The sequence below is a fragment of the Desulfovibrio legallii genome, assembly GCF_900102485.1.
In the GTDB taxonomy this organism is placed as follows: domain Bacteria; phylum Desulfobacterota; class Desulfovibrionia; order Desulfovibrionales; family Desulfovibrionaceae; genus Desulfovibrio; species Desulfovibrio legallii_A.
In genome coordinates this window covers 66298-88735 of record NZ_FNBX01000003.1, presented here as the reverse complement: position 1 = coordinate 88735, position 22438 = coordinate 66298, and the positions used below count along the sequence as shown (strand labels likewise).

The 22438-nt window shown below is 66.1% G+C and carries 19 protein-coding genes and 1 tRNA gene; 5 read left to right on the top strand and 15 right to left on the bottom strand.

The window, feature by feature from the left end:
* Positions 1-157: 157 nt before the first annotated feature.
* From BLS55_RS02680 to BLS55_RS02660, 5 genes are all read right to left on the bottom strand, one after another.
* On the bottom strand, positions 158-862 hold the full coding sequence (locus BLS55_RS02680; RefSeq protein ID WP_092152821.1) for a chemotaxis protein CheW: 705 nt from the start codon (positions 860-862) through the stop codon (positions 158-160).
* Positions 856-1632, bottom strand: a complete 777-nt coding sequence (locus tag BLS55_RS02675; RefSeq protein ID WP_092152820.1) for a ParA family protein — start codon at positions 1630-1632, stop codon at positions 856-858. Before BLS55_RS02675 ends, BLS55_RS02680 begins: the two co-directional genes overlap by 7 nt.
* Positions 1633-1640: 8 nt before the next feature.
* Positions 1641-2477, bottom strand: a complete 837-nt coding sequence (locus BLS55_RS02670) for a CheR family methyltransferase (protein WP_092152958.1) — start codon at positions 2475-2477, stop codon at positions 1641-1643.
* Between the two features lie 749 nt (positions 2478-3226).
* Positions 3227-5167: a HEAT repeat domain-containing protein gene (locus tag BLS55_RS02665; protein ID WP_257243110.1), complete on the bottom strand. Its 1941-nt coding sequence runs from the start codon at positions 5165-5167 to the stop codon at positions 3227-3229.
* Between the two features lie 24 nt (positions 5168-5191).
* A complete protein-coding gene (locus BLS55_RS02660; RefSeq protein WP_092152819.1) occupies positions 5192-6256 on the bottom strand; it encodes a protein-glutamate methylesterase/protein-glutamine glutaminase in 1065 nt (354 codons plus the stop codon).
* 129 nt (positions 6257-6385) lie between these two features.
* Between BLS55_RS02660 and BLS55_RS02655 the strand changes: the two genes are divergently transcribed.
* Positions 6386-6463 (top strand) — tRNA-Pro (locus BLS55_RS02655).
* A 64-nt stretch (positions 6464-6527) separates the two neighbouring features.
* On the opposite strand, the gene hypE is transcribed toward BLS55_RS02655, so the two are convergent.
* The 10 genes from hypE to nadC form a co-directional block, all read right to left on the bottom strand.
* A complete protein-coding gene (hypE, locus tag BLS55_RS02650; RefSeq protein WP_092152818.1) occupies positions 6528-7532 on the bottom strand; it encodes a hydrogenase expression/formation protein HypE in 1005 nt (334 codons plus the stop codon).
* Positions 7532-8623: a hydrogenase formation protein HypD gene (hypD, locus tag BLS55_RS02645; RefSeq protein WP_092152817.1), complete on the bottom strand. Its 1092-nt coding sequence runs from the start codon at positions 8621-8623 to the stop codon at positions 7532-7534. The genes hypE and hypD overlap by 1 nt, the downstream gene beginning before the upstream one ends.
* Before the next feature lie 186 nt (positions 8624-8809).
* Positions 8810-9865, bottom strand: coding sequence for an N-acetyl-gamma-glutamyl-phosphate reductase (gene argC, locus BLS55_RS02640; RefSeq protein ID WP_092152816.1), 1056 nt, complete (start codon positions 9863-9865; stop codon positions 8810-8812).
* A 95-nt stretch (positions 9866-9960) separates the two neighbouring features.
* The gene (locus BLS55_RS02635) at positions 9961-10260 is read right to left on the bottom strand and encodes a DUF1844 domain-containing protein (protein ID WP_092152815.1); all 300 of its coding nucleotides are present in this window, start codon (positions 10258-10260) and stop codon (positions 9961-9963) included.
* 230 nt (positions 10261-10490) lie between these two features.
* Complete coding sequence (locus tag BLS55_RS02630) at positions 10491-11675, bottom strand: pyridoxal-phosphate-dependent aminotransferase family protein (RefSeq protein WP_092152814.1); 1185 nt, start codon at positions 11673-11675, stop codon at positions 10491-10493.
* A 16-nt stretch (positions 11676-11691) separates the two neighbouring features.
* A complete protein-coding gene (locus tag BLS55_RS02625) occupies positions 11692-12873 on the bottom strand; it encodes a class I SAM-dependent rRNA methyltransferase (protein ID WP_092152813.1) in 1182 nt (393 codons plus the stop codon).
* A gap of 1 nt (position 12874) precedes the next feature.
* Positions 12875-14407 carry a hypothetical protein gene (locus BLS55_RS02620; protein ID WP_092152812.1) on the bottom strand — a complete coding sequence of 511 codons (1533 nt, stop codon included), beginning with the start codon at positions 14405-14407 and terminating at the stop codon, positions 12875-12877.
* 23 nt (positions 14408-14430) lie between these two features.
* On the bottom strand, positions 14431-16032 hold the full coding sequence (nadB, locus tag BLS55_RS02615) for an L-aspartate oxidase (RefSeq protein WP_092152811.1): 1602 nt from the start codon (positions 16030-16032) through the stop codon (positions 14431-14433).
* Between the two features lie 7 nt (positions 16033-16039).
* Positions 16040-17086 carry a quinolinate synthase NadA gene (gene nadA, locus BLS55_RS02610; RefSeq protein WP_092152810.1) on the bottom strand — a complete coding sequence of 349 codons (1047 nt, stop codon included), beginning with the start codon at positions 17084-17086 and terminating at the stop codon, positions 16040-16042.
* Positions 17087-17116: 30 nt separating this feature from the next.
* Positions 17117-17989, bottom strand: coding sequence for a carboxylating nicotinate-nucleotide diphosphorylase (gene nadC, locus BLS55_RS02605; protein WP_092152809.1), 873 nt, complete (start codon positions 17987-17989; stop codon positions 17117-17119).
* Between the two features lie 485 nt (positions 17990-18474).
* On the opposite strand from nadC, the gene mgtE reads away from it, so the two are divergent.
* From mgtE to BLS55_RS02585, 4 genes are all read left to right on the top strand, one after another.
* Positions 18475-19794 carry a magnesium transporter gene (gene mgtE, locus BLS55_RS02600; RefSeq protein ID WP_257243119.1) on the top strand — a complete coding sequence of 440 codons (1320 nt, stop codon included), beginning with the start codon at positions 18475-18477 and terminating at the stop codon, positions 19792-19794.
* Between the two features lie 61 nt (positions 19795-19855).
* Complete coding sequence (locus BLS55_RS02595; RefSeq protein ID WP_092152808.1) at positions 19856-20539, top strand: LuxR C-terminal-related transcriptional regulator; 684 nt, start codon at positions 19856-19858, stop codon at positions 20537-20539.
* A gap of 336 nt (positions 20540-20875) precedes the next feature.
* Positions 20876-21919 carry a sulfite exporter TauE/SafE family protein gene (locus BLS55_RS02590; RefSeq protein WP_257243109.1) on the top strand — a complete coding sequence of 348 codons (1044 nt, stop codon included), beginning with the start codon at positions 20876-20878 and terminating at the stop codon, positions 21917-21919.
* A 26-nt stretch (positions 21920-21945) separates the two neighbouring features.
* Entirely contained in the window at positions 21946-22377 is a 432-nt protein-coding gene (locus BLS55_RS02585) for a DUF1634 domain-containing protein (RefSeq protein WP_092152807.1), read from the top strand.
* Positions 22378-22438: the final 61 nt, after the last annotated feature.

Sequence of the window (22438 nt, the reverse complement as noted above, 5' to 3'; positions counted from 1 at the left end):
AAGGTCGGCCCCGGCGCCCTTTGGTGCCGCCGCTTTTCGCGCCTGTGCTGGCCCATTGCCGGGGCTTTTGGGGGCGCAACGCTCTAGAGAAAAGCTAAAGAATAATAGAAGTTTTCTGCTCTGCTGGCAAGCCCGCCCGGCCCGGCTGCCCGGCGGATCAGTCTCCCAGCAGCTTTGCCACAATGCTTTCCGGATCCACAATGCCGTGGAGGTGTTCCTCAATATTGGCCATGCCGCACAAAAATTCCGCTCCGGCCCCCAGCTGGGCCTCGGCATTCCAGGATATCTGCTCCTGGCGCAGGGAGTACATGGTGTGCACCCGGTCTACAATAAGCCCCAGCTGCATGTCGCCCGCCCCGCAGACGATAATGAAGCTCTGCGGCGTATACGCGCCCCGGGTTTCCAGGGTGAGCAGGGTATCCAGGTGCAAAAGCGGCGTGACCCGGCCCCGCAGGTTGACCACCCCGGCCACAAAGGCGGGGGCCATGGGCAGCCTGGCCAGGGGCAGGTGGCGCAGCACCTCCACAATGGCCGGGACTGGCAGAAGAAAAATCTGCCCCCGGATATAGAAGGAAACCATCTGCAGGCGTTCCTCGCCCGCCAGACGCACGCGCAAGGGCGGCGCGGGCCTGGCCGTGGGGGCCTCTTCGTCCCCCGTGGCGGGCAAGGCGGCGGCTGGGGCGGGGGCCAGGCCGGGCAGGGCGCTTTGGGGGGCGTGCACGGGCATGGAGCCCAGGAGCTCGCCGCCCAGATACTTCTGGACAAAGGCCCGTTCCGCGGCGCTGAGGGGCGCGTCGGCATCCTCAGGCGGCAGGTCCAGGCTGTGGGCCGCAAAATATTCTTCAGGCGTTGTGGTTACCATAGGGCGAGTACCTCTTCCGCCAAGGAGTCATAGGCGCGCGCTCCCCGGGAATGGGTGTCGATGCCGTAAATGGTGCAGCCGCGGGCGCTGGCTTCCCGAAAATGCGTATCCACCCCGATGATGGAGGAAAACAGCGCCCCGTCCATTTTGTTCCGCATAAGTTCCAGCACCCTGGTGCAGGCCTTGGCCCGTCTGTCGTACATGGTGGGCACGGCCCGGTAGCGGATGGGCCTGCCCAGGGCCCTGCGCAGGGTGTGCAGGGTATCGAACAGGAGCTTCAACCCGTGCAGGGCCAGAAAATCCGTCTGGATGGGGATGATGAGCAAATCTGCGGCCACCAGCGCGTTGACCAGCAGAATGCCCACATGCGGCGGACAATCCAGCACAATAAAATCGTACCGGCCGCGCAGGCCTTCCAGGCTGTGGGCCAGCACGCCGCCTTTGCCGCGTCGCTCCCGAAAATCCACTTCCAGCTCTGAGAGCCGGATGCTGCCCGGGGCCACATCCATGCCTTCCAGCGCGTCGGGGCGCAGCACTTGCGGCCAGAGGGCGGGCCAATCCTCCTCCCTGGCCAGAAAAACGTCGTGCAGGCTCAGCCGCACGTCCTCCGGATAGATGCGCGCATTCAGGGTGGCGCAGGCGTGCGGATCCAGATCCAGCAGCAGAACCTTTTTGCCGCGGCGCGTCAGCGCTGCGCCCAGGTTCAGGGAGGTAGTGGTTTTGCCGACGCCGCCCTTCTGGTTGGCCACGGCCAGGATTTTTGCGTTCATGGCGTCGGTCAGCTCAGTTTTTTGTAAACAATGGTCCCCTTGTAGTGTTCAAGGTGAAAGGCGCGGCTGATGTTGTGCAGGGATTCGGAATGCCCAATGAGCAACGCGCCGTTGATTTCAAGATTGTCGTAAAAAGCGTTGATGACCTTGCGTTTCATTTCATCGTCAAAGTAGATGATGACGTTGCGGCAGAAGACAATCTGAGATTTTTCCACCCGGCGCAGCTGTTCTTTGTCGTTCAGGTTGATCTGGCCGAACATGACAAGGCGCTGCAGTTCTGGTTTGATGCGGTAGAGCGCATTTTCCTTGGTAAAGTAGGCGTCAGCGATTTCCTTGGGCGTGGTGCGCAGGGCGTATTCGTTGTAAACCCCGCGCCGGGCCGCGGCCAGCACAGCCGTGGAGAGGTCGTTGGCCGTGATTTTGATGTCCCAGGCCGGGAGCTCGCCCTTGAGCACCTCGTGCAGGATGATGGCCAGGGTGTACGGTTCCTCGCCCGTGGAACAGCCGGCAGACCAGATGCGCAGGCGTTTGTTTCCGGTTTTGCGCTGGCGGTCGAGGATTTCGGGCAGCACATTTTTCTGGAAGACCTCCAGCTGCGGCGGATTGCGGAAGAAGCTGGTTTCGTTGGTGGTGACCACTTCAAAGAGCTTGTTCAGCTCTGTGCGGCGGTTGGCGTCAAAGCGCAGGTAGTTGTAGTAATCGCCGTAGCTTTTGAGGTTGAGATCCTTGATGCGGTTGGAGAGTCGGTTTTCCACCAGGTACTTGCGGTTTTCGGCGATAAAGATGCCGCATTGCAGGTAGATGAAGTCGCGCAGCTGCAGAAACTCCTCGTTGGAGATCTGCATATCCTTGCGGAAGGGCGAGGTGGCGCGGGGGGCGGTGGAGAGGGGGCTGCCCGCAGGGCGGAAGGCGGCGCTCGGCGACGTGGGGCTGTGCAGGGGCGAAGTTGAAGGCGCAAATTTGCCGCTGGAGAATGCGCTGCCGCCCAGCGGCGATGCCGGCGGCCGGGGCGGCGTCTCAGTTTTGGGAAGCCCCGTAAAGCGCTGGACGGCCCCGCCGGAAAAAGGGCTTTGCCCTGCGGCGGGCGTGTGCGGCAGAGAAGTTTGCCCTGCGGGACTGTGCGGCAGGGGCTGTCCCAGGGGTGTCTGCCCGGCCGTGGGCTGCCCAGGCCGGTGCTGACCAAATGCGCCGGCGGGCGTCTGCCCGGCGCCAGGGAACAGGCTGCGGGGCTGCTGGGCCGCGGCAGGCGCGCCGAAGCGGCTTGTGGGCGGGGCGGGCGGCGTTTGCGCCCCCCCTGTCGCCTGCAGGCCCGTTGTGCCAAAACGCGCGGGCGTCGGCTTTTCCGGCGCGCCGAAATGTGCGGCGGGCGCGGCGTGGGGTGCGGCAGGCGCGCCAAAGCGGCTTGCCGGGGCGGCGGGGGCCTGCGGAGCGCTCGCGTAGGAAGCCGGAGGCTGCGGGGCAGCTGCGTGGGAGGCTGGAGGCTGCGGGGCAGTTGCGTGGGGGGCCGCGGCGCTCTCAGATGTTGCCGCGCGCGAGGCCGAACCGGCTGCTTCCGGCTGCTTTTTGGGAGGAAAGATGGGAGGCTGGGACATACCTACTCCTGCTGTTGGGCCTGGATGGCCGCCACCGCTTCCGCTGCAGCGTGCTGGATTTCCGGATCTTCGTGATCCATCATGCCGAGGAGGACGCTGAAGGCCACGTTGCCGCCGATATGCCCCAGCGCTTCAATAATCTTGAAGGCCACCATGGGGCTGGCGTGCTCCAGCATCTGGGCCAGGGTGGGCACGGCATCAACGGCCTTGTGCAGCCCCAGGGCTTCAATGGCGCGGATGCGCACCCACTCGTTGGCGTCGTTAAGGGCGTCCATAATATGGGGAATAACTTCCGGGGCGCCGATCTGGCCCAGCAGATCCACCACGGCCAGGCGCACGTCTTTGTCCTCGTCGGCCAGTCGGGGCAGCAGTTGCGCCACAAAGGGCGCGGCTTCCGGCCCCAGGTTCTGGAAGGCCTCCACCGCCACCTGGCGCACCCTGGGGGAGGGGTCTTCCAGGGCGGCCGTTATCTGGGGCAGATTTTCCTGCACGCTGTAGCGGCCCAGAGCGTAAACGGCCATCATGCGCTGCATGGGGTCCTCGCTGCCCGCGCGTTCTTTGAACCGCTCGTTAAGGGTGGCGCTGTGCAGGTTGATGCAGGCCTCCAGCGCCATTTCCTTCACGTCCACATAGCGGTGGTCCAGCTGGCTGAAGACCATGTTTTCCACTTCCGGGCAGGCGTGCTGGTTGCCGAAAAAGACCAGGGCGCTCTTGAGCACCTCGGCGTCTTCGGATTCCTCCATGGCGGCCATGAAGAAGGGCGTGTCCGTGCAGTCGCCAAGCTGGGCGATTTCCGTCAAGGCGGCGCGTTTGAGTTCCGTGCTGCCGCGCCAGAAGACCTGCTTGAGATCCTCCACCGGCTGGCGGTTGTGGATAAGACGGCAGGCGTCCATGGCCGCCTGGATGCGGTTTTCGTCCTCGCCGCGCAGGGCGTCCCGCAGGGCCTCGCTGTAGCCGATGGCGGCCAGGGCCGTAATGGCGGCCTCGTAAAGTTCCGACTGTCGTTCCTTGTCCAGCCCCACGGCCAGAGTGAGGATGGGGGCCGCGTTTTCCGCCTTGCCGATGCTGCTGAGCCCCTGCAGCGCGGCCATAAGGATATCTTCATCGTTGTCGCTCAAAGCCTCGGCCAGGTAGGCGCGCAGCCGCTCCTGCGCCTTGGCGGCCAGCAGGGAGAGGGCCTTGCCGCTCAGGATCTGCACGATGGCTTTGACGATTTTGTGCCGCAGGGGCACGCTGACGTTTTCCAGCGAGCCGAACAGCAAGGGGATGGATTTGACGTCGCCCATGTCGCCCAGGGCGTCCACAATGGCGGAGCTTACCAGGGGCGAGGCCTGGGGCAGAAGTTTGATGAGCCCGCTGGCCGCGGAGTGGTCCCGGATTTTGGCCAGGGCCTCCACCACGGCAAACTGCACCCATTCTTCGTCGTGCATGGCCTGCACCAGCACGCCCACAGCCTCAGGAAAGGCCAGGTTGCCCAGGCTTACGGCCGCCTGATAGCGCACGTTGACTTCCGGATCCTTGAGCAGGGCGCGGCCCAGCAGCAGCGAGGCCTGATGGGTGCGGCAGTAGCCCAGGATGTCGGTGATGAAAATGCGCAGGTCCGGATCCTCGTCCATGAGGTAGGGCTGCATGCTTTCAATGCTGTCCACGCCGATTTCGCGCAGGATGTCCATAGCCACGTTGCGCACCGGGGCCTCGTCGCTGCGCAGCAGGGGGAGCAGGGCGGCCACCACATGCGGGCCGCGGATTTTGCGCAGGGCGTATTCTGCGGCTTCCTGCACGCCCACGCTGGGGCTTTTGATCAGCTCGCAGAGCTGGGGCACGGCCTCTTCCAGGCCCGTGTCTCCGGCTTTGAATGCGGCGTCCCGGATGGTTTCGCTGTCTGTGGAGCCGAGGGCAGCCACAATTTCCTGGGCCTGGGGAAGGAGATTTTCCATGTTCATAGCTCTGTCCTGCGGCGGTGCGGGTCAGCCTTTGACGGTTGTGATGATGGCGTTGGCAATGTCGTCCGCGTCCAGAATAAGGTTGGCCAGTTTGGCGTCCACCACGGCCTTGGGCATGCCGTAGACTACACAAGAAGATTCGTTCTGGGCAATAAGGCAGCCGCCTTTTTCTTTCAGCACCCGTGCGCCTTCGCAGCCGTCCGAACCCATGCCCGTGAGCATGACGCCCAGGGTGCGCCGCCCCATGGCCTGACCGGCGGTTTCCATAAGCAGGTTGACCGTGGGCTTGTAGAGGGCGTCGCGCGGCTCCTCCGTAATGGCAACCTCCGGCAGGGGGCCGCGCATGCGGATGCCGATGTGCCTGCCGCCGGGGCAGACATAGGCGTGCCCCACTTTGAATTTGTCGCCGTCCACGGCTTCGCTCACCCCGATGCGGCAGACGCTGTCCAGGCGCTTGGCAAAGGGCCCGGTAAAGGCGGCGGGCATGTGCTGGGCCACCAGGATGCAGGCGGGCAGATCGGCGGGCAGGGCGGAGAGGATTTTTTGCACCACCGGCGGCCCGCCGGTGGAAACGCCGATGACCACCAGATCGCGCGGGCCTGGGCAAGGGGTCTGCACATAGTCCGCCGGCTGGGAAGGCTGCCAGCGGGGCGGCGGCACTGGGATGTGGTTGATGCGCCGGTATTTGAGCCGGATAATGGCCTTTCTGCGGGCCAGAGCGCGCACCTTGCGCCGCAGCTCCGCGCCGAAGGCTTCGCGCTCATTGCTCATAATTTTGGGGATAAAATCCAGCGCGCCGTACTCCAGAGCTTTGAGGGTGCTTTCTGCGCCGCTTTCTGTGAGGGAGCTGATCATCAGCACCGGCATGGGGGTGGTCTGCATCAGCCGCTGCAGGGTTTCCAGCCCGCCAAGGCGGGGCATTTCCACATCCAGGGTCATGACGTCGGCTTCCACTTCGCCGGCCAGCTGCAGCGCTGCCTGCCCGTCGGGGGCGGTGGCCACCACCTTGATGTCCTGCTCCTGCTCCAGCAGGGAGGTGATGGCCCGGCGCATAAAGGTTGAATCGTCCACCACAATAACGCGGATCATGTCGTTGCGCTCACTTGGCAAGAATTTTCAGCCATAACGGTATTGCCATGCTACTAAAGCCCGCTCCATTTTACAAACGAAAAAATAGCTTGCCAAAAAAGGGCGACTCGCTTATGTTCCCTTTCTCAACGGGATGTGGCTCAGCTTGGCTAGAGCGCAGCGTTCGGGACGCTGAGGCCGCGCGTTCAAATCGCGCCATCCCGACCAGAAAATCAAGACGCCGTGGGCACACCCCGCGGCGTCTTTTCTTTGTGCCGCGCTGACGCGGCCTTCAGCAGATGCGGGGCAGCTGCGCGCCCTCCAGCATGCCCAGCAGGCGACGGCCGCCGATGCGGGTGACCAGGGAGACCTGCGCCTTGCCAGCGGCCACCGTGCCCACGCGCGCGGCCTCCCGCCCGTAGGGGGAGCGGCGCATGGCCGCCAGAGCCGCCTCGGCGTGTTCCTCCGGCAGAATGCAGATGCATTTGCCTTCATTGGCCAGGTAAAGCGGGTCCAGCCCAAGGAAGGAACAGCCGCTGCGCACGCTTTCGTGCACGGGGATGCTGGCTTCGTCCAGCTCAATATGCACCTGGGATTGCTCCGCGATTTCGTTAAGCGTGGTGGCAAGGCCGCCGCGTGTGGGGTCGCGCAGCACATGCACCTCGCCCGCGCTCTCAATAATCTCGGCGATCATGTGGTTGAGCGGGGCGGAATCCGAGGCCACGTCGCTGAGGAAGGAAAGGCCCTCGCGGCTGCCCATGACGGTGAGCCCGTGGTCGCCGAGCGCGCCGCTCACCAGCACGGCATCGCCGGGGCGGGCATGGTGGCCCGACGGCGGCGGTGTGGCAAAGACTGTACCCACGCCTGTGGTATTAATGAATATTTTGTCGCACGCGCCGCGCGGCACCACCTTGGTGTCGCCGGTAACGATGACCACGCCCGCCGTCCGGGCCGCCGCGCCCATGTCCGCCGCCACGCGCTCCAGAATATCCAGGGGCAGCCCTTCTTCCAGCACAAAGCCGCAGCTCAGGTAGCGGGGCCGCGCGCCCAGCATGGAGACGTCGTTGACTGTGCCGTGCACGGCCAGGCTGCCGATGCTGCCGCCGGGAAAAAAGAGCGGCGTCACGGTATAGGTGTCCGTGCTCATGGCCAGGGGACCGACAAGATCGTCGAGCAGGGCGGCGTCGTCCAGGCGTTCCAGCAGCGGGTTGGCAAAATGGCGCAAAAAGCACTGGGCCACCAAGCGCTGCGAGGCGCGACCGCCGCTGCCCGCATCCAGAAGAAGGCAATTCTCCATCATCGCTCCGAATATTTGTAGTAGGCGGCGCAACTGCCCTCGGTAGAAACCATGCACGGCCCCACCGGCGTGGCGGGCGTGCACTTTTTGCCGAAGAGGGGGCAGTCCGGCGGGGCCATGCGACCGCGCAGCACGTCGCCGCAGCGGCAGCCCGGCAGGGGGGGCACCTCCGGCAGGGTCACGTCCAGGCGGGCCGCAGCGTCCAGATCCGCGTATTCCGGCCGCAGCCTGAGCCCGCTTTGGGGGATGCGGCCGATGCCCCGCCACAGGGCGTCCGTGGGTTCAAACACCTGCTCCAGCAGGGCGCGGGCGCGGGGGTTGCCCGCATTGTCCACGGCGCGGGGATAGGCGTTGACCACGGCCGCCGCGCCGTCCCGCCGCTGCTCGGCCATGAGGCAGAGGGCCAGCAGAATGTCCGCCGGCTGAAAACCGCCCACCACGCCGGGCACATGGTAGTCCCGCGCCAGAAAGGCGTAGGGCTCCAGCCCCAGGATGGTGGAGACGTGCCCGGGCAGCAGAAAGGCCTCAATGCCGCACTGGCTGTCGTCCAGCAGGGTGCGCAGGGCGGGGGGCACCAGCTTGTGCAGGGAGAGCACGCAAAAATTCCGGATCTTGTGCTGGCGCGCCGTGAGCAGGGTGGCCGCCACCGTGGGGGCCGTGGTTTCAAAGCCTATGCCGAGAAAAACCACCGTGCTTTCCGGGTGCGCCGCGGCAATGGTCAGGGCGTCCAGTGGGGAATAGACGATTTCCACCCGCGCGCCCTGGGCCTGGGCGTGTTTGAGGCTTTGTCCGCCCGGGCCCGGCACGCGCAGCAGATCCCCGAACGTGGCCAGGATGACGCCGTCCCGCCCGGCCAGGTCCAGAAAGGCGGCCACCTCCGCATCGTGGGTAACGCAGACGGGACAGCCTGGCCCGGAAAGGTGGGTGACCGAGGCGGGCAGCAGGGAACGCAGACCGCTTTGAAAAATGGCTACGGTGTGCGTGCCGCAGACCTCCATAAATCGCAGGGTGCGCCCTTCCAGAGCCCGCGTCAGGCGTTGGAGCAGGGCGCGGCAGAGCTGCGGATCCTGAAAGGCGTTTTCCAGTTGCATGGCGTTCCCTTTGTTGGCGTTGCCGCGTTGTGGTCGGGCGGGCGCTGTGTCCGGCCGGGGCACTGCAGCGTTGCAATGCCCCGGCGGCTGCGCGATCAGGCGCTAAGCGCAATGTATTTGCGCTGTTAAGCGCCGGAACGAGTGTGCTGTAACCTTTGAGAATGCCTATTCGCAAAGGCAATCTGTTTACGGCAGGGGGGCCAGGTTTTCGAGCCCCGCGTCCACAGGCAGGCCGCACATGAGGTTGGCGTTGGCCAGGGCCTGGCCCGAAGCGCCGCGGCAGAGGTTGTCAATGGCCGAAAGAATGATCAGCCGCCCTGTGCGGGGATCCACCACCAGGCCCAGATCGCAGAACATGCTGCCGCGCACATAGCGCGTTTCCGGCAGCGCGCCCTTGGGCAGCACGCGCACCCAGGGGCTGCGGCTCCAGGTTTCGGCATAGACAGCGCGCACCGCGTCCAGATCCAGATGCGGATCCTGGAGCTTGGTGTAGATGGTGGCGAGGATGCCCCGGTTGGTGGGCAGCAGGTGGGTATTGAAGGACAGGCGCACCTCCTTCCCGGCCAGGATGGAGATTTCCTGTTCAATTTCCGGCGTATGGCGGTGGGTGGGCAGGCCGTAGGCGCGGAAATTGTCGGAAACCTCTGCGAACAGCGTGGGCACGGCGGCCTTGCGTCCCGCGCCCGTGGCCCCGGATTTGGCGTCCACCACGATGTCATCGCTCTGGATCAGCCCGTTTTTGACGGCGGCATAGAGTCCCAGGATAACGGCAGTGGGATAGCAGCCGGGGTTGGCCACCAGGCTGGTGCGGGCAATGTCCGCGCCGTAGAGCTCAGGCAGGCCGTAGACCGCCTTGTGCAGAAGGTCTGCGCAGATGTGTTCGCGCTTGTACCAGGCGGCGTAGGTGGCGGCGTCGCGCAGGCGGAAATCGGCGGAAAGATCCACGACCTTGACCCCGGCGCGCAGCAGGGCTTCGGCCATATCCATGGCCGTGCCCGCGGGCACGGCCAGAAAGACCACCTGACAGCGGCTGGCCGCCTCCTGCGGGTCAAAGGAGCTGATGACCACATCCGCGCCGGGCAGACGCTCCAGAAAGGGGTAATATGCGCCCAGCCGCTGACCGGCCTCGGCCCGGGAGCAGGCCATGGTCAGCCGCATCTGGGGGTGCCCCGCCAGCAGCCGCGCCAGTTCCATGCCCGCATAGCCGGTAATGCCCACCAACCCCACGGAAATCGTTTTCATGTCGTATCCCTTTGAGAACTTTGGTCGATGCCCGCGGCGGAAGAGGCTCGCGGGCGTGCTTCATTATTGCCGCCGCAACGGATCCGGCCGCGGGGCTATTGGCCTTTGCAGTCCGGCCCGCAGCGGATGACGAACTTCATGCGCAGCTCATAAAGGAGACTGTCCAGCAGCTTGCTTTCCTGTTCGTCCAGGCACTTCTCGGTCTTGCGGCGCAGCATTTCCAGCACGTCAATGCTGTGGCGGGCCAGGGGCAGGTCGGTTTCCGTACGTCCCGTTTCAGGGTTGGGCACCTCGCCGAGCTGCACCAGGGCCGAAGAAGCCAGTGAAACAATAAAGGTGGAAAAAGTTACTTCAGGCATGGGACCGGCAGAACAGCCACAGGGTTTTTCCGTCATGGCGGCCTCCTGGCGCGCGGGGCTTGCGCTGTTGCGCCCGCCGCCCGCAAGGCCGGAGCGTTCCGGCTGCGGACGGCGGGTCCGTGGAAGACAGAGCGGGCAGCGCGGCTACGGCGCGGCTGCCGCCACTGTTGTCAAATCCCTGTTCCGCGACAGGGCCAAGGGAGCTGCCCGGCGCGGTGCGGCGCAAGGCCGCCAAAAACGTTCTGCCGGGGCCTCTGCCGCAGGGCTTAGCGGCACACGGGCGGCAGGGGCGTGCCCGGTGCGACCTTGAGGGCCGCGCGGTAGGCCGCCAGGGCCTGCTCCAGATAGTCGCGCGCGCCGCTGAAGCCGCCGGTCTCCGCTAGGCTGCGGTTGAGGGCAAAAAGCCCGGCCGCCACATCGGCCCAATCCACCCAGCCCATATGGCCGATGCGCACCATGCGGCCTTTGTACTGGTCCTGCCCGCCGGCCATGCAGACGCCGAATTCCTCCTGCGCGCGGCGCAGCACGGCCCCGCCGTCCACGCCCGGAGGCAGCAGCACGCTGGTGATTCCCCAGGAAAAATGGCTTTTGGCAAAAAGCTCCAGCCCCATGACGCTGACGCCCGTGCGGGCCATCATGGTCAGGGCCCACTGCTTGACGTACAGGGCCTCCAGGCCGTTTTCCAGCAGCAGGGCCAGGCTTTCCTCCAGGCCTACCAGCAGGTTGACGGCAGGGGTGAACAGCGTCTGGCCCTGCGCCACCTTGGCTTTTTCCTTCAGCAGGTTGAAATAGAAACAGCCGGCCGGCGTGGCGGCGGCTTTTTCCCACCCACGGGGGGAGAGGGCCAGCAAAGCCAGGCCGGGCGGCAGCATAAGCCCTTTTTGCGAGCCCGTCACCAGGCAGTCGATGCCCCACTGGTCCATGGGGCAGGGATTGAGGCCCACGGCCGAGATGCCGTCCACCACAAGCAGGGCGGGGCTCTGCCGGGTGACGGCGGCGATTTCGCGCACAGGGTGGAGCACGCCGGTGGAGGTTTCGGAGTGCTGCACCAGCACGCCGGCGATGGTCGGATCCGCGGCCAGGGCGTCGGCCACGTCCTGCGGCTCCACGGCCTTGCCCCAGGGCACGCTTACCGTGACGACTTCCAGCCCGCGAGAGGCGGCGATTTCGCGCCAGCGCTGACCGAATTTGCCCCCTTCCACCACCAGCACTTTTTCGCCGGGGGCAAAGAGGTTGTACACGGCGGCGGTCATGGCGCCCGTGCCGGAGCAGGTCAGGGGCAGCACTGTTCCCGTGGTGCCGAAAAGGGTCTGCAAGCCTTCCTGCACACGTCCCATGATCGCCATAAATTCGCTTTTGCGATGGTGGATCATGTCCTTGGCCAGAGCAAGGCGAACCTGTTCGGGCAGGGGCGTGGGGCCGGGGGTGAGCAGGCGAACTTTGTTCAACATGACGCTTCCTTGTTGGTTATGGGCCCACCTGGGCGATGCAGCATTTCAGGTACGCCGTTTCCGGCATGGCGGCCTGCACGGGATGATCCGGTCCCTGACCTCCCGCAAAAAGCAGCCGGGTATGAAGTTTGCTCTTGGCGGCGGCCTGCGTCAAGCAGTCGCGCAGGGTTTGCGCTTCCAGATGGTGCGAGCAGGAGGAACTTGCCAGCACGCCGCCGGGCTTGAGCAGGGCAACGGCCAGGGCGTTGACCTGACGGTAGGCGGCGAGCCCCTGGGGCAGATCCTTGCGGCGCTTGATAAAGGCGGGCGGATCCAGACTGATGCAGTCGAACCGGCGGCCCGCTTCACACAGCTCGCGCAGGATCTGAAAGGCGTTGCCGCACAGGGCCTCTGCGGGGCAGCCCGGCGCGTTGGCCGCGGCATTGGCCAGGGCGTAGTCCAGGGCCTCGCGGGCGGCGTCCACAAAGGTGACCGAGGCCGCGCCCGCAGCGGCGCAGGTGACGCCAAAGCCGCCCACATAACTGAAAATATCCAGAACGTCCGCGCCCTTGGCGTAACGGGCCAGTTCGCGCCGGTTGCGGCGCTGGTCGTAAAACCAGCCGGTTTTCTGGCCTGTGGCGCAGGGGGCGCGGAAGCGACAGCCGTTTTCCGGCACCTCCAGGGTCTCCGGCACGTCGCCCCAGGGTGAGGGCTCGCGCGCAAGACCTTCCAGGGCGCGCGCGGGCAAATCGTTATCCCAGAGGATGGATGTGGGCGCAAAGAGCTCGTGCAGGCAGGATTCCAAGGCTTCTCTGCGGCGTTCCATGCCGGCGGTAGTGACCTGCGCGGTGAGGTGCCCGCCGAAGCGGTCCAGCACCAGGCCTGGCAAAAAGTCGCCTTCGCCGTGGCAGAGGCGGTACCAGGGCGCGTTGTAGAGCCTTTGGCGCAAGGCCAGGGCCGCCGCCAGACGGGTGCGCAGCAGCCCCGCGTCCAGCTCTGTTTCGGGGCGGCGGCTGTAGAGGCGCGCGCAGATGAGCGAAGCGGGGTTCACATAGACGCTGCCCAGGGGCGCGCCGCGGGCGTCGCAGAGGGTGGCCGCTTCGCCGGGTTCAAAGCCGGGCAAGGGGCTTTTGCTCCCGTCCACTTCGTTGCCGAAGACCCAGAGGTGCCCGGCCCGCAGGCGGCGATCCTCATGTTTTTTTAGCCAGAGTTTGCGCATCTTATAAGCCCGATGGACCGGCGGCGGGCTGGCCGGGGGCCGGCAGACTGCGCAGCTGATCTTCCAGAGTGTGCTGTCCGGCCGCGGCCGTGACGTCAAAAAAAGCGCCGGGGTTGTCGCTGGCGGCCAGCAGGTCTTCCGCGCCCAGGGCTTGCGGTGTGCTGGTACGCACTTCCAGCGTGCCCGGCTGGTCAAAAAAGCTCTGCAGGGCCGTGCGGATAGCCTGGTTTTGCGGGGTAGCCGCCAGGTTGGGAAGGGCCAGGGCCGCGCGGACCAAGGCTAGGGCTTCGTCCGGGGCCGGGGCCAGCCCGCGCACCAGTCGGCTGATGAGCCCGGCGTCCGCATAGGTCAGCTCAAGGCCGCTGTAGCGCTGCAGCAGGAGGCTTGTGCCGCGGCCAGCCTCATGGATGGTCAGGGCGCAGTTCAGGTCGCCCAGGCCCACGGCCCGCACCGAGGCTTTTTCCCTGCTCTGGCGCGGCCCCGTCTTCTGGCTTTCAAAGCTCATGTCCGCCACGGTGGCGGGCAGATCCAGACCGGTGAGGCTTTCCAGCACGCCCTGGGGCAGTTCCAGACCTTCCACCCGGCTCAGGCTGTGGCGCGGCGTGGTGGAGAGCCAGCTGAAGCGCACTTCGCGGACGCGAACGCTTTTTTCCCCCAGCCTCAGGCGCAGGTCCGCGGCCCGCAGCCCGCCCAGCAAGGGCGGATTGGCGGCCAGCATGGCGTCCGTAAGCGGGATGAGCGCCGCCAGGGCTTCATCCATGCCCGCGCCGGTTTTGTCCGCCACGGCCAGAAGCTGGCGGAGCATGTCCTCCTGCGGCAGGTGGATGTCTTTTTGTTCCAGCAGGCCCAGGCGCAGCGCTTCCCGGCCGTTGACCGTCAGCCGCAGGGCCCGCAGATCCAGAGCGGCCATGCTGCCGCCCTGCCAGCGGCGCAGATCGGCCGTGTCGATGGTCATGCGGCTGAGGCCGGCGCTGCCGGGAATCTCCACAGTAATGAATCGGGCGCGGATGTTGTCGGCCCCCATGCGGTAGAGGACGCTTGCCGCGTCCATGGAATCGGTGGGGGCGAGGATCTGGGCCGCCAGGGCCGCGTCGGCCCGCAGCACGTCAATTTCTTCCCGCTGCAGAACGCCGCGCGCCTGGGGCGTGCGCAAGGCCACGTTGTGCAGGGTCAGATTTTCCGCCACGGGCACGAAGCCTTCCTTGGGCAGCACCAGGGGCCGCAGAGGCGTGAAGGCCAGCAGCATGCGCAAGGGCAGGCGCAGCTGCACTTCGGCAACGGTATAGGCCAGGGGGCCTTCCGGGCTGTGGCCGCGGAAGGTGAGCCCACGGATGGTCAGCTGGCTGGAAAAGGGCGCGAGCGAGACCTGATCCGCCGAGGTCTCATAAGGCTGTCCCCCGGAAGAGAAGCTGATGTGCCGCAGGCTTTGCAGCACCTCCCGCTCCACATGGGGGCGCAGCACAAAATTGACGCTCAGCAGCAAGGTAAGGGCCAGCGCGCCCCCAAGAGCCAGCGGCAGGAAGATTTTTTTCATGCGTACTTCGTCCTTGCCGGGGCTCAGTCCACCCTGTGGTGGCAGCCCAGGCTCGTGCGGTTGCGCATGGCGGCCTGGGTGATGACGTAGGCCGTCTGCGAGCCGTGAAAGAGGTCCACCAGGCGGCGCGAGATATGGGTGCGCTTATAGAAATCGTGGATATGGCGCACCAGGTCGCGCATGTCTTCAAAGGCGCGGCGCAGGCGGGCCTCAGTGCGCGAGATGCCCACATAGTTCCACATGGTGTTGCGGATGTTGGTCCAGTCCTGGGCTACCAGGGCCGGGTCATCGTGGCGCTCGTTGCCTTCGTGCTGCCAGGCGGGGATGGCTTTGGCCAGGGTGGGGGGCAGGCCGCTCTCGGTGCGGAGCCGGTGGGCCAGGTCCTGGCCGCAGCTCATGCCCCAGACCAGGGCCTCCAGCAGCGAGGTGCTGGCCAGGCGGTTGGCCCCGTGCAGGCCTGTGCAGGCGCATTCGCCGACGGCGTAGAGCCCGCGCATGGAGGTGCGGCCGCGGACGTCCGTAAGCACGCCGCCGCAAAAATAGTGGGCGGCGGGCACCACGGGGATGGGTTCCTTGCGGATGTCGATGCCGGCCCGACGGCAGTTTTCAAACACCGTGGGGAAGCGCGTGGGCAGGTCCTGCCGGACGCGGCTTACGTCCAGGAACAGGCAGGGCGCGCCGCTGTGGAGCATTTCTTCCATCATGGCCTGGGCCACCACGTCGCGCGGGGCCAGGTCGCCCCTGGAGTCATAGTCGCCCATGAAGGCGCGGCCCTTCTGGTCCAGCAGGCGCGCGCCCTCGCCGCGCATGGCCTCTGTGATGAGGGAACGGCGGTTGGAGCGCTCCTCATACAGGGCCGTGGGGTGGAACTGCATGAACTCCAGATTGGCCAGGGCAACCCCGGCGCGGAAGGCCATGGAAACGCCCGTGCCCACGCAGCCTGGCGCGTTGGTGGAGTGCAGAAAAATCTGGCCCACGCCGCCGGTGGCCAGCACGGTCCAGTCGGCCAGGATGGTTTCCGGTTCGCCGCTTTCCTCATTGAGGACATACGCGCCCAGGCAGCGGTTGGCCACCTCGTAGCGGTACTGCGAGCTTCGGGCCTGATGGTGGCTGGTCAGAAGGTCGATGGCCGCGCGGCGGTGCAGGCGGGTGATGCGCGGGTGTTTGCGCACCTGGGCGGTGAGGCCGTCCATGATGGCCTTGCCGGAGTAATCGGCCCGGTGCAGGATGCGCGGGGCGGCGTGCCCGCCCTCCCGCGTGAGGTTGAAGCTGCCGTCGGGGTTGCGGTCAAACTCCACGCCGGCGCGTTCCATAAGCATGCTTTCCACGCAGAGGGGGCCCTGGCGGCAGAGATAGCGCACGGCCTTGCGGTAGTTGTAGTGGTGCCCGGCCACCAGAATGTCTTTTTCCAGGACGCGGGCGTCGTCGGGGGATTCAGCCGAGGGGGCGGCGTGGTAAATGATGCCCCCCTGGGCCAGCTCGGAATTGCCGTCGGCGAGCTCGTCGCCGGCGTTGATCAGCAGGACGTCGTGACCGGCGTCGGCCAGGGTGAGCGCCGCGGTGCAGCCGGCAATGCCGGAGCCAATGATCAGCACGGGCACATGCCGACGGGTGGGTGTGCTCATAGTTTCCTCACAGTCCGCACACGTCGAGCATGCGGGTTAGGGAGAGGCGGGCGGGGGGGCACAAGGCCTGCTCCACAACCAGCGGGGCGGCGTCGCCCTCCGCAATGCGCCTCAATATATCCCAAAGTTTTTTTTCCGTCACCTTGGCCATGTTGCCGCAGATGGCGTGCCCAAGGGGAACGATGGCGCATTGCCCGGCGTGGCGGGCGGCCAGCCGACGCACCAGATTGTTTTCCGTGGCAATGACCAGGGTGCTGCCGGGGGCTTCTTTTGCCACGCGGGCGGCTTCCTTGATGAGATAGGAGGTGGAGCCGGCCCCGTCGCAGAGGGCCACGACCTCTTCGCGGCATTCGGGGTGGGCGATGACCCGGCAGCCGGGATGGGCGGCGCGGATGTCCCTTACATCCTGCGGCTCAAAGCGCGCATGGATGGCGCAACAGCCGGGCCAGAGCAGCAGCCGCCGGTCCAGGGCCTGACTTTCCGGCTGGACCAGCCCCCTGGCGCCGACGCGCAGCACATGCCGGTCCGCCGGGGGGATGCCCAGGCCGGTGGCCGTGTTCTCGCCCAGGTGTCTGTCCGGCATAAACAGCACGCTGTCGCCCTGGTCCAGGGCCCAGCGCAGCATGACGGCGGCGTTAGCTGAAGTGCACACGGCCCCGCCGTATTCGCCCACCACGGCCTTGAGGGCCAGGTCGGTATTGACGTAGGCCAGCGGCACGACCTTGCGGCCCGTGGCGGTAAGCTGCTCCAGCACCTTGCGGGTCAGAGGGGCGGGGGTCATCCGGGACATGAGGCAGTCCGCGTCCAGGCTGGGCAGGTAGACGTGCTGGCCCGGCTTGGCCAGCAGGGCCGCTGATTCGCCCATGAAGTAGACGCCGCAGAAGACGATGTGCCGCGCCGCCACCGAGGGCACCCGGCGGGCCAGCTCCAGCGAATCGCCGGTAATGTCGCAGTGGCGCACCACAGCATCGTTCTGGTAGTGGTGCCCCATAATGCAGAGGCTTGGGCCAAGGCGCTCTTTCAGCGCCGTGATGGGGGCCTTCAGGTCTTCCATAATTGTGTATCCTGTGCGGATCGGCCTGGATCAGGCCGGAAGCAGGGTCATGCTGAAATCGGCGGCCACGGCGGAGTGGGTGAGCCGCCCCACGGAGATGAAGTCCGGGCGGCGCGGTTCAGTCAGGGCTATGGCCCGGATGTTTTCCAGGCGCACGCCGCCGCTCACTTCCGCCTCCACCTGCGGCGGCACCAGGGCCAGCGACCGGGAAAGCGTCGCTCCTTCCATATTATCCATCATAACGCGCTCCACCCCGGCGGCCAGGGCTTCGCGCACATGTTCCGGGGTGCGGCATTCCACTTCAATGGGCGGGCACGGCCTGTAGCGCGCGCGCAGGGCGGCCACGGCCGCGGTGATGGAACCTGCCGCGTCGATGTGGTTATCCTTGAGCATGAGCATCTGGGCCAGATTGATGCGGTGGTTGACGCCGCCGCCCGCCTGGACGGCGTATTTTTCCGGCCAGCGCAGGCCGGGGGTGGTTTTGCGCGTGTCCAGCAGGCGCACGCCTGTGCCTTCCAGCTCCCGCACATAGCGCGCCGTAAGATTGGCAATGCCCGAAAGGTGGGTGATAAAGTTGAGGATGACGCGCTCGGCCTTGAGCAAGGGTTCGGCCGGGGCTGTGATGCGGGCCACTTCAGTCATGGCGGGCACGGACCCGGCTTCAGGAGCCAGGGCGCGCCAGCGGAAGGGCGCGCCAAGGGCGCGCAGCACCTCGCCGATAACGGGCAGGCCCACCACCAGGGTGTCCTCCTTGGCGCGGATGACGGCGCGCAGGCGCGCGTCGGGCGCAAACAGCGCTCTGGCGGTGAGCTCCGGGCCGTCCTCTTCCAGGGCCAGGGCAATGGCCTTTTGCAGCAGCAACCTCCCCTCCGGGGTAAAGAAGGCGGCCCATGACGTGAACATTGCGCTTGTCCCCTCCGCTTCCGCGTGCTAAGTGAAAAGGCGCCCGTCAAAGGGCCGGAACCCCTGTGCGGCGCGCCGGTTGGCTTGGGTTGACGGCAGTCCGGTTTCAGGCCTGCCGGGTTTCTGGCACCTTACTTAGAATGCCCCGTGGCGCGCGTCAAGCCGTGTGCCTGCGGGCGCAAGCGCCCGCGCCGCCGCTATTTTCTGACCCGCAACGCATCGGGGTACTGACGTGTATGGCTGACTTCCGCACTGACAAATCCGACGTTTTTCCCCGTGAAGAGGGCGCTGCAGCGCCTGCGCGGGACGCTGCGGCGGTGCAGGCTTCCCCCGCGTCGGAGGGCAGCGCCGCCGGCCCTGAATCTTTTTCGTCTCCAGCCGCTGCGGCGGCTCCCGCAGCTCTTCCCCCGGCAGAACCCCTCCCCGCTGTGGCTGCCGTCGCGCCGTCCGCTTCCAACGCGGAGGCCGAGGCCGGTGACGACGAAGTGGCCGACCTGGAGCGCGAGAACACCCGCATTGACGCCGCCGCCTATACGGATGCGGAGTTTGTCCACCCGGCCGACATGGCCGACCATCTGGAAAATCTGAGCCTGGAAAAGCAGGTCAGCACCCTGCGGCGCATGTCCAAGGAGGACGCCGCCGAGGCCCTGGCCGAGCTGGACGAAAACGTAGCCGTGGACGTGCTGGAGAATCTGGACGACGACGTGGCCGCCCAGATCATCGCCGAAATGTCCCCGGACGACGCCGCCGACGTGCTGGACGAGCTGGACGCCGACCGGCGCGACGCTCTGCTGGGCCGCCTGACCCGCGAGAGCTCCGAAGAGCTGCGCAGTCTGCTCAACTTTGATCCGGATTCGGCCGGCGGCGTCATGAATACCGAGCTCATCCTGCTGGAGGAGAGCTTTACGGCGGACGAGGCCATTGCCCACATCCGCAGCGAAATGGCCGATAAGGAAAGCCCCTACTACGCCTATGTGGCGGACGCCCAGCATGTGCTGGTAGGCGTGCTTTCTCTGCGCGACCTCATGCTGGCGCGGCCGGGCACCATTGTGGGCGACGCCGTGGCCGGGCAGAGCGTGGTGAGCGTCACCTACGACACGGACAAGCGCGAAGTGGCGAGCCTGCTTTCGCACTACAATTTTATGGCCATGCCCGTGGTGGACAACGAAGGCCACATCATGGGCGTGGTGACCTACGACGACATCATGGACATCATGCACGAGGAAGCCAGCGCGGACATGCTGGGCATGGTGGGCGCAGACCCGGAAGAAAGCGTGGATACCCCCTGGAAGGAGAGCGTGCGCAAGCGCCTGCCCTGGCTGTTTGTGAACATGCTCAATTCCGCCCTTTCCGCTTCCGTGGTCTATATGTTTGAGGGCACCATCGCGCAGATGGCCGTGCTGGCCGTGCTGATGCCCATGGTGGCCAATCAGGCGGGCAATACGGGCCAGCAGGCCCTGGCCGTCATGATCCGCCAGCTGGCCACGGACCGTTTTGACCAGAAAAAAGCCTGGATGGCCGTGCTGCGCGAGGGCAAGATCGGCATTGTCACCGGGCTGGTCATGGCCGTTACGGCCTGTTTCGGGGCCTGGTGGTTCACCGGGCAGCCGCGCGTGGGGGGCGTCATGGGCGGCGCGCTCATGTGCGACATGCTGCTGGGCGCGGTGGCTGGCGGCTCCATTCCCCTGATCTTCCGCGCCCTGGGGCGCGACCCGGCCCAGGCCTCCAGCATTTTTCTCACCACCATTACTGATGGGGCGGGCTTTTTTATTTTTCTGGGTTTGGCCACACTGTTCATCCTTTAACCGAGGTTGCCGCCGGCCGTGTGGTCCGGCGGGAGACCCTTGCCGGGGAGCGCCGCCGCCTATGCCGGAAATGCCGGGCGAAGTCTGCCGCATCCTGCTGGTGGATGACCATAAGCTGCTCATGGAGGGCGTGCGCAGCCTGCTGGCCCCCTATGGGCATCTGCGGGTGGTGGGCATGGCCTGCAGCGGCGGCGAAGCCGTGGCCCTGGCCGCTGCCCTGACGCCAAACCTGGTGGTGCTGGACCTGGGGCTGCCGGGCATGAACGGCGTGGAAACAGGCAGGGCCGTGCTGGAAGTGCAGCCCCGCGTCCGCATTGTGGTCTACACCGGCCTGGAGGACCAGCGCTGGCTGCCGGAGCTGGTGGACCTGGGCATCATGGGCCATGTGCGCAAGTCCGAACCGCCGGGCGTGCTGCTGCGGGCCATAGAAAGCGTGCGGCGGGGCGAGATTTTTGTCACCTTTCCCGATCCCGGCGGGCGCATGGCCGCCCTGCTGCGGGAGCGCCACGCCGCCGACAGCGCCGCCGGGGATGCGCCCGCCGACCTGCGCGCCCTTTCCCCGCGCGAAAAGCAGATCTTTCGCCTGCTGGCGGACGGCAAAAGCGTCAAGGCCATCGCAGGGGAGCTCTTCATCAGCCCCAAAACCGTGGAAACCCACAAGTACAATCTGCTCACCAAGCTCAAGGCCGCCTCCGTAGGCGACCTGGTCAAAATCGCCATCCGCCACGGCCTGGTCAAGGTCTGATCCGCAATCCGTCGGACGCGGCGCGCGGTTTTGCCCCCTCAGGCGGCGCAGCCCCGTTTTGAACGGCCGCCGCCGTTACAGGTCTCTTTGCGTCCGCCCGCGGCCGTCGCGCGCTTTTTGCGCTCCGCGGGCCGCTTCCCGCTCTGGGGAAAACCCTTAGGCAAAAATTCACAAATCAGGAAACTCCCGATGGCCCGGACCGCTGCCGGAGGCTAGTCTGGCTTTGTCCGAAACAACGCATCGGCATCTGGCCGCAAGGGGGATACAATGGCGTGTGATTTGAGTGCGGCCCCTGTTCAGGGGGCAAGGTTTGGGGCATGGCGGCTGTGGCCGCTCATGGCGGCGTTGCTGCTGCTTCTGGCGGGGCCCGTGAGCGCAGGGGCGCAAATCGCGACTGCGACCGCACCCCTGCAGACGGCGCAAAACGATCAGCACGCGGCGGCCGCGCCGGGCAATGCCGCAGGGGCGGCCCTGCAGGCAGCGCCGGAAGGGGCCACGCCCCCGGCCGTCCAGACGCCAGACCTGGCGCCCGTGGATAACCATCCCTGGTGGTTCTGGCCCACGGCCCTGCTGTTTTTCTGCTTTATCCTCGGCATTATCGCGGTAATGGCCGGCGTGGGCGGCGGCGTGCTGTTTGTGCCGCTGGTCAGCGGCTTCTTCCCCTTCCATCTGGACTTTGTGCGCGGCGCGGGCCTGCTGGTGGCCCTGGCGGGCGCGCTGGCCGCCGGGCCTGGTCTTTTGCGGCGTAATTTCGCCAACCTGCGCCTGGCCCTGCCCGTGGCGCTCATCGCCTCGGCCTGCGCCATCGTGGGCGCCATGCTGGGCCTGGCTCTGCCCACCGACGTTGTGCAGACCTGCCTGGGCGTGACCATTCTGGGCATCGCCGTGCTGCTGCTGCTGTCCAAAAACTCCGTGCGCCCCGTGGTGACCAAGCAGGACGCCGTGGGCCTGGCCCTGGGCATGAACGGCGTCTTCCTGGAACCCAGCACGGGCGAAGTGGTGGAGTGGAAGACCCACCGCACCCTGGTCGGGTTGCTGCTCTTCATCGCCATCGGCATCATGGCCGGCATGTTCGGCCTGGGGGCCGGATGGGCCAACGTGCCGGTGCTCAATTTGCTCATGGGCGTGCCCCTCAAGGTGGGTGTGGGCACCTCCAAATTCCTGCTCTCCATCACCGACACCTCCGCCGCCTGGGTCTATCTGAACCAGGGCTGCGTCATCCCGCTCATGGCCGTGCCTTCCATTGTGGGCCTTATGCTGGGCTCCGTAGTGGGCGTGCGTCTGCTGGCCGTGGCCAAGCCCAAGTTCATCCGTTACATGGTCATTATCGTGCTCTTCTTCTCCGGGGCCAAGGCCCTGCTCAAGGGTCTGGGCTGGTAAGGCCGGACGCATAAGGGAGTATAAAAATGCAGACCAAAGATTTGCGTAACGAAATCAAAGCCTCTCCGGCGCAGCTGCGCTATGCGGATACCTTGTTCTACGGCGCGCTGCTGGGCTTCGTTGTCTTGCTCATCAGCTACGCGCTGTATGTTTTCGGCGTGCTGACGCCCCAGATTCCCCTGGACGAAATGCCCCGGCTGTGGACCCACAGCGCCGCCGAATACCGCGCGGCCGGGCATATCCCCCAGGGCTGGGGGTGGCTTGCCTTAGTGACCAAGGGCGATATATGCAATTTCGTGGGCATAGCCTTTCTGGCGGCCTTGACCATCCTCTGCTTCATCCAGCTGGCCTGGACCTTGGCCAAGCACAAGGAGTGGCTCATGATGTGCATCGCCATTGCCGAAGTGCTGGTGCTCAGCCTGGCGGCCTCCGGCGTGTTGGTGGCCGGCGGGCACTAGGTCGCGGCCCGACGGGCTGCGGTTCTGCGGCGGCCGCCACGGCGGCCGTCCCCCACAGCCC